Source organism: Mucilaginibacter paludis DSM 18603, from assembly GCF_000166195.2.
In the GTDB taxonomy this organism is placed as follows: domain Bacteria; phylum Bacteroidota; class Bacteroidia; order Sphingobacteriales; family Sphingobacteriaceae; genus Mucilaginibacter; species Mucilaginibacter paludis.
Genome location: NZ_CM001403.1, coordinates 2977049 through 2989884, shown reverse-complemented (window position 1 = coordinate 2989884; position 12836 = coordinate 2977049). Strand labels below are relative to the sequence as shown.

Sequence of the window (12836 nt, the reverse complement as noted above, 5' to 3'; positions counted from 1 at the left end):
AAGTGAGCCCTAACCAATGGCTTTTTGTTACAATGGTTTTTGATAGAACAAGCTGCAAAAGCGTGCTAATGTTGAGAAGATGTCAAATATTGCAACAAACCGTGCAGAAAAAATAAATAATTTGCAATTTTACATAAACAAACCTTTCTTTGGTTTATTGGCAAGGTTACAACATGAGTGAAAAAACGATACTGGTTTGGTTTAGAAACGATCTTCGCATACACGATAATGAAATTTTAGTAGAGGCCCTTCGTAAGGCTGACAAGGTTTTGCCCGTGTTCTGCTTTGATAATTTCTATTTTAAAATCACCCGTTACGGCACGCGTAAAACCGGAGATTTCAGAACTCGTTTTTTGTTAGAGGCTGTAGCCGATCTGCGTAAAACGTTACAGCAACATGGTGCCGAACTGATCGTCCGTTCGGGCGATCCCGTAGACATCATCCCACAGTTAGCCGAAGAGTATCATGTATCCGAGGTTTATCATCATCGTGAGGTAGCCTTTGAAGAAACCGATATCTCGGCAAAAGTTGAGGCTGTACTATGGAAAAAGAAACTCAATTTAAAGCATTTTATCGGCCACACTTTTTATCATAAAGAAGACTTACCTTTTCCGATTAAGGATATTCCGGATGTTTTTACCACGTTTCGTAAAAAGGTAGAACGTGATAGCAGCATTCGGCCGTGTTTTGAAACACCGGGGAACATTAGTATTCCGCCTATCGATCATCCGGGCGAAATCCCAACGTTGCAGCAATTAGGGTTTGATGAACCTGTTGACGATAGCCGTGCTGTATTGCATTTTAAAGGTGGAGAAACTGAGGCTTTGAAACGGCTGCACGAATATTTCTGGGAAAGCGACTGCCTCAAAACATATAAAACCACCCGTAATGGCTTGTTAGGCGCAGATTATTCGTCTAAGTTTTCGCCCTGGCTTTCTGTGGGATGCTTATCTGTAAGGCAGGTTTACTGGGAGGTAAAGCGTTATGAACAAGAGCGCGGTGCAAACGACTCAACCTACTGGTTGATTTTTGAATTGCTTTGGCGCGATTATTTCCGCTTTATGTTTAAAAAATACGGTAACCAGTTTTTTAAAGCCGGTGGTTTTAAAGGCCAGGCGCCTGAGGTTGTACCCCATGAGGATGAACTGTTTGAAAAATGGAAAGCCGGCGAAACCGGCGTGCCGTTTATTGACGCCAATATGCGCGAACTTAATGCCACAGGCTTTATGAGTAACCGCGGAAGGCAAAATGTAGCCAGCTTTTTGGTGAAAGATTTAAAGGTAAACTGGACAAAGGGCGCTGCTTATTTTGAGGAAAAACTGATTGACTATTCGCCAGCCAGCAATTGGGGCAATTGGGCCTACGTTGCCGGTGTAGGGAACGATCCGCGCGAGAACCGCCACTTAAACGTAATTAAACAAGCCATAGAATACGACCCCAAAGGCGAATATGTGAAAACATGGATCCCCGAATTAACCATGATACCCGCCAAGCTTGTGCAAACGCCGTTCTTTTTAACCGAGGCCGACCTTAAGCTTTATAAAGTTGAATTGGGGGTTAACTATCCAAAATTGATCATCAACCTGGCGGTCACGTCAATAAATGACAAGGGCGCTACACTATTTGCTTAAGCCCGGCGTTTTAATATAAATACAACAAAACAGGCCATGAATTCCTTCGAAGAGTACACCCTGATCATCGGTTTAATAGCTGTCGCTATTGAGGGCATATCTTTACTCACTCAGTATATTCGCAATATATTTCACCACCAATAGCAAACAAATATTGCTGCATTGCTATTTAATGTGTTATCTCATTTTAGGTTTTGTATTCGGCTGTTCATTTTTTTGATTGGAGCAAATGGTCCGTTCTTAATCCTTGCTTGAAAACAATTGACTTAAATGAAAGATATTTCCTTTTTGTGGCTTTTATGTTTTAATTTTGCACTGTTTTACTGATTTATATTTTCATGGATCGTCTCACTTATCTAAATAGCGGCAACGCGGCCTATATCGACTCACTTTACGAAGCATATAAGCAAGACCCGGAATCGGTTGATTTTGGCTGGCAAAAGTTTTTTGAAGGTTTTGATTTTGGCAAAAGCTCTGAATCTTGCGAAGTTAGCACAAGCGCGCCTGCGTCGGGTAACGAAACTCACGAACATTTTTTAAAGGAAATTAACGTGCTTAACATGATCAATGGCTACCGTGCCCGTGGTCATTTGTTCACTAAAACCAATCCGGTACGCGAGCGTCGTAAATATTTTCCGGGTAAAGAGCTTGAAACATTTGGTTTAAGTGATGCCGATTTAGATACTGTATTTACAGCTGGTGTTGAAATTGGACTTGGTGCCGCCAAATTGCGCGACATCCGCGATATGCTGGAACAAACCTATTGCCAGTCGATAGGGGCCGAATACAGGTATATCCGGAACCCTATAAAAATGAAGTGGTTTGAGGATAGGATGGAGAGCGTACGTAATACGCCTAATTTTTCTGTCGACGAGAAAAAACGGATTCTGAATAAGCTCAACCAGGCTGTTGTTTTCGAGAACTTTTTAGGAACCAAATTTTTGGGCCAGAAACGTTTTTCGCTGGAGGGTGCTGAAGCCTTGATCCCCGCCCTGGATTCTGTTATAGAAAAAGGTGCCGACTTAGGTCTGGAAGAGTTTGTAATTGGTATGGCTCACCGCGGACGTTTAAACGTGCTGGCCAATATCATGAAAAAATCATACAAACAGATTTTTTCTGAGTTTCAGGGCAAAAGCTACGATGCTGATTCATCCTTTGGTGGCGACGTAAAATATCACCTCGGTTATTCTAACGATATTGAAACCTTAAACGGTAAAAAGGTTCACCTGAGCCTTTGCCCTAACCCATCTCACCTGGAAACGGTTGATCCGGTGGTTGAAGGCTTAACCCGTTCAAAAATTGATTTTAAATACAATGGCGATTATAAAAAGATCGCTCCTATATTAATACACGGTGATGCCTCTATTGCAGGCCAGGGCATTGTTTACGAAGTGCTGCAAATGTCTAAACTTGATGGCTATCGCACAGGGGGGACTATCCATTTGGTAATCAACAACCAGATAGGTTTTACCACTAACTATAAAGATGCCCGCTCAAGTACTTATTGTACTGATGTAGCCAAAACAGTATTATCGCCAGTGCTTCACGTTAATGGTGATGACGCCGAAGCTTTAGCCTTCGTAATCAACATGGCTATGGAGTACCGTCAAACTTTCCACGACGACGTATTTATCGATATTTTATGCTATCGCCGTTATGGCCATAACGAGGCTGATGAGCCTAAGTTCACCCAGCCATTGTTGTACAAGGCTATCGAATCGCACGCTAATCCGAGAGATATCTATAACCAAAAATTATTAGATCAAGGCAGCGTGGGTGCTACTTTTGCTGCGGAGTTGGAAAAGACTTTCCGAGCACAATTGCAAACCATGCTTGACGAATCGAAGGCTGAGGAACACTTTACCGAAACAAAACCGATGTACGGCGGTGCATGGCAAGGCTTACACATCGCTAACGAAAAAGAATTGGCTTTGTCGCCTGATACATCCGTATCAGAAGCAGAATTACTGGAAATAAGTAAGGGTTTAACAAATTTACCTGGCGATAAGGAGTTTTTCAAGAAGATAGAGAAGCTGTTTGAAGAGCGTAAAAACATGGTTGAGAAAACACATGTTTTTGACTGGGCCATGGGCGAATTAATGGCTTACGGCTCTTTACTGAAAGAGAATCATCGGGTACGTTTAAGCGGCGAGGATGTTAAACGGGGTACCTTCTCTCACCGTCATGCGGTATTAACCCTTGTTGATTCTGAAGAGGAATATACTCCTTTAAATACCTTGGGCACCGAAGCCCAGTTTGATGTTTATAACTCACTACTATCAGAATATGGTGTTTTAGGTTTTGAATATGGTTATGCCCTTGCCGACCCGAACGCTTTAACCATTTGGGAAGCTCAGTTTGGCGACTTTTTTAACGGAGCACAAATTATAGTTGATCAATATATTGCCAGTGCCGAAACCAAATGGCAACGCGGTAACGGCTTGGTGATGCTACTACCTCACGGGTACGAAGGTCAAGGCCCGGAGCATTCATCAGCCCGTATTGAACGTTTTATGGAGCTTTGCGCTGATAGTAATATCCAGGTGGCTAATTGCACAACGCCGGCAAACTTTTTCCATGTGTTGCGCCGCCAGCTGCACCGCGAGTTCCGTAAGCCTTTGGTTATATTTACACCCAAAAGTTTATTGCGTAACCCGCAATGCGTATCCCCTTTAGAAGAGTTTACACAAGGCAAATTCCGCGAATTGATAGATGATACCTTTGTGAGTGAGAAAGATGTTAAGCGCGTACTTTTCTGCTCGGGTAAAATTTATTATGATTTGTTAGAGAAACAACAAACAGATGCCCGTAAGGATGTGGCCATTGTTCGCGTAGAGCAATTATACCCTACACCAGTGCAGGCGATGCAGAAAATAAAGGCCAAATACAGCAATGCCAAAGAGTTTATCTGGGTTCAGGAAGAACCGGAAAACATGGGCGCATGGCCGTATATGTGCCGCAAATTCCGTAATAACGATTTGCAGTTAGATATCATCTCCCGTAAGGAAAGCAGCAGTACCGCTACTGGTTATGCTAAGCAACATACTTCGCAGCAATTGTACATTGTTGGAAAAGCATTTAGCGTTCCTGCCGGAGAAGAGCAAAAAAAATCAATCAAAAAGACCACCGAAAAGATGGCCGAAACCAGCGCCGATTAATCTGTCACACTAAATAAAATTATGAGTTTAGAAATCAAGGTTCCGCCGGTAGGCGAATCAATTACAGAAGTTACTTTGTCACAATGGATCAAAAAAGATGGTGACAGGGTTGAAATGGATGAAGTGATTGCCGAATTAGAATCAGATAAGGCTACATTCGAGCTAACTGCCGAAAAAGCCGGAACTTTAAAAACTATTGCTAAAGAAGGTGATGTAATACCTGTAGGAGGTGTTGTATGCTCTATAGAGGATGGTGGTGCCGCATCGGCTCCCGCACCGCAAGCTGTGGCTGCTTCAAGCGCACCGGCAGCTCCTGTGGAAGAAAAGCCTGAGGCATCCGCTCCCGCAGCTCCCGCCGCAGAAGCAAAATCTATTGAGGTTAAAGTGCCGCCGGTTGGCGAGTCGATCACCGAGGTTACCTTATCTCGCTGGATTAAGAAAGATGGCGATACTGTTGCCATGGACGAAGCTATTGCCGAACTGGAATCAGACAAGGCTACATTTGAATTAACTGCTGAACAAGCCGGTACTTTAAAAACATTGGCTAAAGAGGGTGATGTATTACCAATTGGTGCTGTTGTTTGCAGTATTTCAGGTGGTGGTGCAACTGCTGCTCCTGCTGCTTCCGCACCTGCCGCTACAAATGCTGCACCTGCTTCGCAAGCTGTAGCTGCCGATAAAAACACTTACGCATCAGGTACGCCCTCACCGGCTGCCGGAAAAATATTGGCTGAAAAAGGCATTGATGCTAAAGGTGTGAACGGTACCGGAGTTGATGGCCGTATCACCAAAGAAGATGCCCTGAATGCTCAGAAACCTGTTGCCGCACCGGCTCCAAAAGCTGCTGCTCCGGCACCATCTGCTCAGCCAATTGCTGTTTCTGGTTCAAGGGTTGAGCGTCGCGAAAAAATGACTTCGTTGCGTAAAACCATTGCCAAGCGTTTAGTTGCTGTTAAAAACGAAACAGCCATGTTAACTACCTTTAACGAGGTAGATATGGCGCCAATAATGGAACTGCGCGCCAAATACAAAGATAAATTTAAAGAGAAACATGGCGTAGGCTTAGGCTTTATGTCGTTCTTTACCAAAGCGGTTTGTGAGGCTCTGAAAGATTGGCCGGCCGTAGGTGCCCGTATTGAAGGTGAAGAAGTTGTTTACAGCGATTTTGCCGATATTTCAATCGCGGTATCTGCTCCGAAAGGATTGGTGGTTCCAATTATCCGCAACGCCAGCAGCATGAGCCTGGCCGAAATTGAAAAAGCGGTTGTAACGCTTGCTGGTAAAGCACGCGATAATAAACTGACCATTGAGGACATGACCGGCGGAACATTTACCATTACCAACGGTGGTATCTTTGGTTCGATGATGTCGACCCCGATTATCAATTCGCCACAGTCGGCTATATTGGGTATGCACAATATCATTGAGCGCCCCGTGGCTGTAAACGGACAAGTGGTGATCCGCCCGATGATGTACCTGGCCCTGTCATATGATCACCGGATTATCGATGGCCGTGAGTCGGTAAGCTTCCTGGTAAGGGTTAAGCAATTATTGGAAGATCCTGCGAGGTTATTATTGGGCGTATAGGGCCCTAGCCCCCTGAAGGGGGAATGATAAAATATATAAACCCGGTTTATCCGGGTTTTTTTATGGGGTAAGAAATAGCTTTGATATTAGTTTTGACAACTCTTTAAGAGTTGTCAAAACTGTTTGTGTTAAGATGAGATGATCAATAAAAATAAAGAAAGCCCGTTTATCCGGGTTTTTTTTGCGGCGAGATTTTATGTTGTTTTGTTATATTTGTTTATGGGAAAGATAATCGAGGTAAGTAAAAAGATAAGCCGCGAGGATTTGGATAAAGAGTTGAGCAAACTCACCAAAAAACGCAAGCCAATTGATTTGGATAAATATGCGGGTAAGATTGACTTTGGAGTAGATGGCTTAACATATCAGTTAAAGATAAGAGATGAATGGCAATAACATTGTTATTGATACTTCTATAATCATTAACTTGTTTAACGGGAATGATGAGATAAAGCCATTAATTAATAACCGTAATCTTTTCGTATCAGTTATTTCTGAAATAGAACTTTTAAGTTTTCATAGTTTAACTATTGACGATAGGAAATTACTGAGAGATTTCCTATCTGAATGTTATATCGTAGATATTGAACCTCAAATTAAAGAATTGACGATTGATATCCGTTCTAAGAATAGGATTAAACTTCCGGATTCGGTAATTGCAGCCACAGCCATTTACTTTGATTTGCCTCTTTTAACTATGGATAAAGGTTTTAAAAGAATACCTGATTTAGATGCTTTGATTCTTTCTATGTGAGTTATAAAATCATATGGATTGCTACACCAGCTTACTCATGGCAATTACCGTCCCGATATGCAGGCCCTCATGAAAAGGCAAAAATGCCACAGCTTCGTTAACGTTGCTTAAATCTGCCCCGTAACGTGTTGTCCAAGCAGGGTAATTGGCAAATATATCTGTATTCAAATCAGCTTCCAGTTGAGTAAGGGTTGACGAGAACAAGCCGGTAATTTTTTCAAGTTCTGCGGCATCTAAAAACTGTTCGGGTTTTGACCCGGGTTTATACCTGTTGAAAAAGGCCTCGTCCACTATGGTATCTAAGCCGGCACGTTTATAGCAGATCCCTTGCTGTGCAGCAATCATGTGGCCCAGGTTCCAGATGATGTTATTGTTGAAGCCGGCTGGTATAACGTTGAGTTGTTCTATGGTTAATGGCTGTATAATTTCTAAAACTTTAATGCGTGGTTTTACTATAATTTGTATGGCCTGATTCATGTTTTGTTGATTAGCTGCCGGCAATATTACATAAATAGTACGAAATCTTTGTGCATAGATCTGACATTGATACCTATGCATTATTGTTGACTACAGGGGATGAATAGCGTTGAGTTTTCTTAATGTCGTTAAAATGCCGTTAATATGCCGTGTTGCCATATTAACCGGATAACCTACTTTTGCATCATTAATCACCCCTCCATGAAAACTTTAACTCCACAACGTTTAAAAGAACTACGCCTCAATTTAGGTTACTCGCAAAATGATTTGGCCGATAATGCCAAACTCAACTTAAGAACAATACAACGCATAGAAAACGGCGAAACAGTACCTCGGGGTGATACCATGAAAAGGCTATATGGTGCGTTAAATATAACACCCGAAGACTTGGAGGATGGTCTCGGAGAACCCGATAACTCATCCTTAGCATTGCTGAATTTATCGGCCCTGAGTTTTATCGTGTTTCCGATATTGGGTGGTATTGTTCCGCTGATATTATGGACGATTAATAAGGACAAGGTAAAAGGGCTTTACGATGCCGGCAAGCAACTGCTGAGTTTCGAGATTACCTGGTGCCTGTTCCTTTTGGTAACCTATGCAGCGGCCCTTATCCTTAAAATTGAGCATATCGGCTTCCGCCTGTTCGGTGAGAATAGCTTTGATATCTTGTTTAAATTATCCCTTATTTTATATGTTTACCATGTTATCGTTATTGTAATCAACGCTATCAAAATTCGATATCAAAAACCGGTTAACTACTTTATAGCGATCAGGTTTTTAAGATGATTTTTTTATGCTATGCGGCTTTTATTACCTTTATTGAAAATTTGCCGCATTAATGCCAGATAATACCCCACTCAATCTTCACCGGTCCAACAAACCCATTTGGTATTTCCTGCTGTTCTGGACGGTGCTTAACGCCGTACAGTCATACACGCTGGAGGTACATGGCGATGAGGCTTATTACTGGGTATATTCCCGGTTTTTAGATTGGGGATATTTTGATCACCCGCCCATGGTAGCTGTTTTTATCAGGATAGGTGATAGTATAATGCACAACGAATTAGGATTAAGGTTATTAACCGTATTCACTAATTCATGCTCCCTATACCTCATCTGGCTAATTTTAAAAAAGTACGCGGTGGATGCCAAATGGTTTATCCTGGTGGTATCTGGCTTGTTTATCTTCCACATATATGGGTTTACTACCACGCCCGATTCGCCTTTGCTTTTTTTTACCGTATTGTTCTATTTTGTTTACCAGCGGTATGTTGAAAAAGATAGCTGGCAATTGGCCCTGTTGCTTGCCCTGATAACGGCATGTTTGCTGTACAGTAAATATCACGGCATATTGCTGATTGGTTTTACCGTATGCTCCAACATTAAATTGCTTGGCCGTAAAAGCTTTTGGTTAATTGCCATGTTAGCATTGGCATTATATGTTCCGCATATTTACTGGCAGGTTCAGCATGGATACCCCTCGCTCAAATATCATTTGTTTGATCGGTCGGCAGAGCAGTACGATCCGGCTTTTACCTACCTATATCCTTTGGGACAATTGGCCATGGCTGGGCCCTTTATAGGCTGGTTTTTATTTTACGCCGCTTTTAAGGTTAAAATAAAGGATGTTTTTATGCGCGGCCTGGTGGTTAATTGCATTGGCACTTTTTTGTTTTTTATGGTTACCACGCTCAAAGGCGAAGTACAGATGCACTGGACACTGATCGCTTTTGTTCCGCTACTGATGCTGGTGCTCATCAGTTTCAGGCAATCCCTTACTCCGCCTAAATGGTTCTATACCGTGGCGGTAATCAATATCGTTTTTATTGTATTCATCAGGGTGGCGCTTTTATTTCAGTTTCCGTTTGTGATGAATGTCGGGCAACTGGAAAGTTATTTCGGTTTCCGCTCCTGGACGCGGCAGGTAGAGCGTATTGTAGGCAATAACTACCTCATCATCAGGGATGGTTTCCAGGATCCGTCAAAGTATAATTATTATAGTAATTCCGCCAGATCTATGTCGTACGATTCACGGTATTACCGCAAAACCCAGTATGACAGCTGGCCCATTGAGGATAGTTTGCAGCATAAACGGGCCTATTACATGCAGGATACTAAAGAGCCTGGCTTCACTACCGATTCGGTTATCGATCAATATCACCGCCGGTGGTATACGGTATGGGTTAATGATGTGCGTACCTATCAGAAGGTAATTATCGAAGTACCCAAACAAAAGCTCAAACTATCGCCCGGCCAAACTGCAACCTTTAATTTGACTTTACAAAACCCATATTCACACGCCATTACTTTTGCCGACAGTGGATACACGCACAAAGCATTAATGGAAGCCTGCTTTTTTCAGAAAGGGGATTTAAAATTGGCACAAAAAGCAGATATGGGTTTTAACCGGATCAGTTTGTTGCCAGGCGCAAAGGCTGGGTATGCTTTTAAAGTGACGGCTCCTGCTGTGCCGGGAAAGTATGATTTACTGTTTTCTATCCGGACTACACCTTTCCCAGGGTCCAGAAACAGCTCGGTGATTAATCTGGTTGTGGAATAACCTTTGGGAAGCTAAAATCAGACCGCTTTATTTTTAGAAAAAAAAGCGGGAACCGATTAGATCCCCGCTTTAATGTGCATCATATCGTGTCGTATCAACGATAAAATGTCGGTATCATTTACACAAAGTCATTAATACTCAACCAGGATTCCGAATTTTTGACTCAAGGCTTCAGACTCAATAGTCTTGACTTAACATTAGTGATCTACAACCTGTGAATTTCTCCCGAACCGTGCGAATCGCTCGAAATCTGCTTGGCCTCGCCAGTGTATCGTATATCGCCAGAACCTGAAACTGAAGCGTCAATTTTTTGACTGGCATTGACAACAGCATCACCAGAGCCACTTACACGTACCGCTGTACTTGCAGTAACCAAATCGCGCGCCGAATAATCTCCGGAGCCTGACAGGCTAACAGCCGCGTTATCGGCCCGGCCAGAGAGTTTAACATCGCCCGATCCGGATATGGCGGCTTCCAAGGTTTTTACATTGAGCTTACCCAATACATCGCCCGAGCCTGAAACTTTGATTTTGAGGCTCGGGGCAGTAATTCCATCTTTGAAAAATACGTCTCCGGATCCCGAGATTGAAATGCTGTTGAGGTTGCGGACTTCAACATATACAACCATTTTTTTATGTCCGTTAAGGTTCCACCCGCTCCAGCCATGTTCGCCCTTGCTATAGATCTTTAAAGTCCCACTTTGAACTTCGGTAGCAATATGATTGATAATATCATCAGGTGCCTCAACCTTTACCGACTCGCTGCCGCCCTGCGTAATATAAACATCATACGATGCCGAAAGCTGTATCGCGCTAAAACCGGTGAGGTGCCTGTCTTGTACGGTATAGGCAAAACTATTTTTTACAAAAAGCAGCAACGCAGCTGCAAATAAAATTCTGGTCAGTGATTTCATGGTTTACTATATTTTAAATTTAAGACGCCTATTTAAAACAATAAGTTACACAAAAAACACAAATAGCTTATTTTTAATCTATTAGCACACCAATGTAATAATTAAAGGTATCCACTTCCAGGTTTTCGCGGGTTAGGCCGGGCAAGGCTATTGGACCAAAAGCGGTAGTTGGGTTGATGAATTGATATTCGCCACCTTTGGTTCTAATTTTCACCGGCATGGTAAAACCATTGACATCGGCAATCCAGCGGCATAAAACCTGGCCGTTGTTAAACATAAACTCCAGGGTCGGGATATTTTTATAGCGCAAATACTGGTCGAAGATACTGGTGAGATTGATGCCCGATTGCTGGTTAATATAGCCTACCACATCTTCGGTAGTTACGGTTTGGTGATAAAAGGTTTTATTTAAGCCCCTTAATATTTGTCGCCATTTGTCGTCATCGTTAATAACGGTACGTATCATGTTCAATAAGTTCCCCCCTTTGTAGTACATATCGGCCGAACCTTCTTTGTTTACGTTATAAGTACCGATGATGGGTTCGTCATTCTGAATGGCGCGGCGGGTTCCGTGTACATATTCCTGTCCGGCTTGTTTGCCATAATAACTTTCTGTAAACAGCGATTCTGAATAATTGGTAAAGCCTTCGTGGATCCACATATCAGCCGGATCCTTATCGGTAATATTATTGCCAAACCACTCGTGCCCGCTCTCGTGTACTACAATAAAATCCCATTTCAGGCCCCAGCCGGTACCCGAAAGATCTCGGCCCAGGTATCCGTTTTGATATTTATTGCCATACGCTACCGCGCTTTGATGCTCCATGCCCAGGTGTGGTGTTTCTACCAGCTTGTAACCATCCTCGTACCAGGGGTAAGGGCCAAACCAATGCTCAAAAGATTTAAGCATTGGCTTTACATTTTCGCCAAATTGTTTTTTGGCTTTGGCCACATGCTCGGGCAATACCCAGTAATCTAAAGTCAGCTTTCCCTTTTCTCCATCGTAGCTGTCGCTGATGTGCTGGTAATCGGCAATATTGGCCGCCACATCGTAATTATTAATCGGGTTGGCTACAAACCAATCGAAACAGGTGTAACCATCTTTCAGTTCGGTTATTTTGCGTAAGCGACCGTTTGATACATCTTTTAATCCTTTGGGTACACTAATGCTGATCAACATACTGTCCACCTCGTCGGCTACCTGGTCTTTATTAGGCCACCAAACACTGGCACCCATGCCTTCGCAGGCGGTAGCTACCCAGGGTTTGCCCAACGAATCCTGTGCAAAAACAACGCCGCCGTCCCATGGGGCGTGTTTGGCAACGGTTGGGTTGCCGGAGTAGTAAACGGTAAACCCTGCTTTGCTGCCTTTGGTAATGGTTTTTGGGAAGGTAATAAATACCGAGTTAAATTCGCGCGTGTAGGGCAGGGGCTGGCCGTCGTAGATCACCTTTTCCAACTTTAAATTGGCAAACAGATCGAACTGTAATTTCTTAAAATCCTGCGTAGCCGTAAATTGAAACAAGTTGCTGCCGCTGATTGATTTTTGATCGATATTGAACTTAATATCCAAGTGGTAATAGTTAATATCGTAACAGTTTCGGAAGGGCGATAGATTGCTGCCACGTAAGCTATCAGCCCGGGTAAAGGTTGTTTTGGGGGTGAGGAGTTGGGCGTGGGCGGAAAGGGAAAAGGCACAAAAAAAAACAGGTAAAAATTTGGCGTATCGCATTTTAGATATATTATATAATTTCTTTGA

The 12836-nt window shown here is 42.9% G+C and carries 10 protein-coding genes; 7 read left to right on the top strand and 3 right to left on the bottom strand.

Translation table 11 applies throughout. The features are described 5' to 3' along the window. The first annotated feature begins 173 nt into the window (after positions 1-173). The 5 genes from MUCPA_RS12540 to MUCPA_RS12520 all read left to right on the top strand — a co-directional run bounded on the left by MUCPA_RS12540 (position 174) and on the right by MUCPA_RS12520 (position 7127). Positions 174-1631, top strand: a complete 1458-nt coding sequence (locus MUCPA_RS12540) for a DASH family cryptochrome (RefSeq protein WP_040625886.1) — start codon at positions 174-176, stop codon at positions 1629-1631. Between the two features lie 338 nt (positions 1632-1969). Beyond that, positions 1970-4789, top strand: a complete 2820-nt coding sequence (locus MUCPA_RS12535; protein WP_008506770.1) for a 2-oxoglutarate dehydrogenase E1 component — start codon at positions 1970-1972, stop codon at positions 4787-4789. Between the two features lie 21 nt (positions 4790-4810). Beyond that, positions 4811-6376 (top strand): 2-oxoglutarate dehydrogenase complex dihydrolipoyllysine-residue succinyltransferase, encoded by a 1566-nt coding sequence (gene odhB / locus MUCPA_RS12530; RefSeq protein WP_008506769.1) that lies wholly within the window; start codon positions 4811-4813, stop codon positions 6374-6376. A 219-nt stretch (positions 6377-6595) separates the two neighbouring features. Further along, complete coding sequence (locus tag MUCPA_RS12525; RefSeq protein WP_157543889.1) at positions 6596-6769, top strand: hypothetical protein; 174 nt, start codon at positions 6596-6598, stop codon at positions 6767-6769. Next, positions 6756-7127 (top strand): type II toxin-antitoxin system VapC family toxin, encoded by a 372-nt coding sequence (locus tag MUCPA_RS12520; RefSeq protein WP_008506767.1) that lies wholly within the window; start codon positions 6756-6758, stop codon positions 7125-7127. The genes MUCPA_RS12525 and MUCPA_RS12520 overlap by 14 nt, the downstream gene beginning before the upstream one ends. A 21-nt stretch (positions 7128-7148) precedes the next feature. On the opposite strand, the gene MUCPA_RS12515 is transcribed toward MUCPA_RS12520, so the two are convergent. Beyond that, positions 7149-7604 (bottom strand): DinB family protein, encoded by a 456-nt coding sequence (locus tag MUCPA_RS12515; RefSeq protein WP_008506766.1) that lies wholly within the window; start codon positions 7602-7604, stop codon positions 7149-7151. Between the two features lie 201 nt (positions 7605-7805). On the opposite strand from MUCPA_RS12515, the gene MUCPA_RS12510 reads away from it, so the two are divergent. Next, on the top strand, positions 7806-8390 hold the full coding sequence (locus MUCPA_RS12510) for a helix-turn-helix domain-containing protein (RefSeq protein ID WP_050982097.1): 585 nt from the start codon (positions 7806-7808) through the stop codon (positions 8388-8390). Between the two features lie 52 nt (positions 8391-8442). After that, positions 8443-10164, top strand: a complete 1722-nt coding sequence (locus MUCPA_RS12505; protein ID WP_008506764.1) for a glycosyltransferase family 39 protein — start codon at positions 8443-8445, stop codon at positions 10162-10164. A gap of 205 nt (positions 10165-10369) precedes the next feature. Here MUCPA_RS12505 and MUCPA_RS12500 read toward each other — a convergent pair whose 3' ends face one another. Both MUCPA_RS12500 and MUCPA_RS12495 read right to left on the bottom strand, forming a co-directional pair. Further along, complete coding sequence (locus tag MUCPA_RS12500; RefSeq protein WP_008506763.1) at positions 10370-11077, bottom strand: head GIN domain-containing protein; 708 nt, start codon at positions 11075-11077, stop codon at positions 10370-10372. Between the two features lie 73 nt (positions 11078-11150). Beyond that, positions 11151-12809 carry a M1 family metallopeptidase gene (locus MUCPA_RS12495; RefSeq protein WP_008506762.1) on the bottom strand — a complete coding sequence of 553 codons (1659 nt, stop codon included), beginning with the start codon at positions 12807-12809 and terminating at the stop codon, positions 11151-11153. Between the last annotated feature and the right edge of the window lie 27 nt (positions 12810-12836).

Coding starts and splice junctions, on each gene's coding strand:
- MUCPA_RS12540 (WP_040625886.1), top strand. CDS start 174: ATGAGTGAAAAAACGATACTGGTTTGGTTTAGAAACGATCTTCGCATA.
- MUCPA_RS12535 (WP_008506770.1), top strand. CDS start 1,970: ATGGATCGTCTCACTTATCTAAATAGCGGCAACGCGGCCTATATCGAC.
- odhB (WP_008506769.1), top strand. CDS start 4,811: ATGAGTTTAGAAATCAAGGTTCCGCCGGTAGGCGAATCAATTACAGAA.
- MUCPA_RS12525 (WP_157543889.1), top strand. CDS start 6,596: ATGGGAAAGATAATCGAGGTAAGTAAAAAGATAAGCCGCGAGGATTTG.
- MUCPA_RS12520 (WP_008506767.1), top strand. CDS start 6,756: ATGAATGGCAATAACATTGTTATTGATACTTCTATAATCATTAACTTG.
- MUCPA_RS12515 (WP_008506766.1), bottom strand. CDS start 7,604: ATGAATCAGGCCATACAAATTATAGTAAAACCACGCATTAAAGTTTTA.
- MUCPA_RS12510 (WP_050982097.1), top strand. CDS start 7,806: ATGAAAACTTTAACTCCACAACGTTTAAAAGAACTACGCCTCAATTTA.
- MUCPA_RS12505 (WP_008506764.1), top strand. CDS start 8,443: ATGCCAGATAATACCCCACTCAATCTTCACCGGTCCAACAAACCCATT.
- MUCPA_RS12500 (WP_008506763.1), bottom strand. CDS start 11,077: ATGAAATCACTGACCAGAATTTTATTTGCAGCTGCGTTGCTGCTTTTT.
- MUCPA_RS12495 (WP_008506762.1), bottom strand. CDS start 12,809: ATGCGATACGCCAAATTTTTACCTGTTTTTTTTTGTGCCTTTTCCCTT.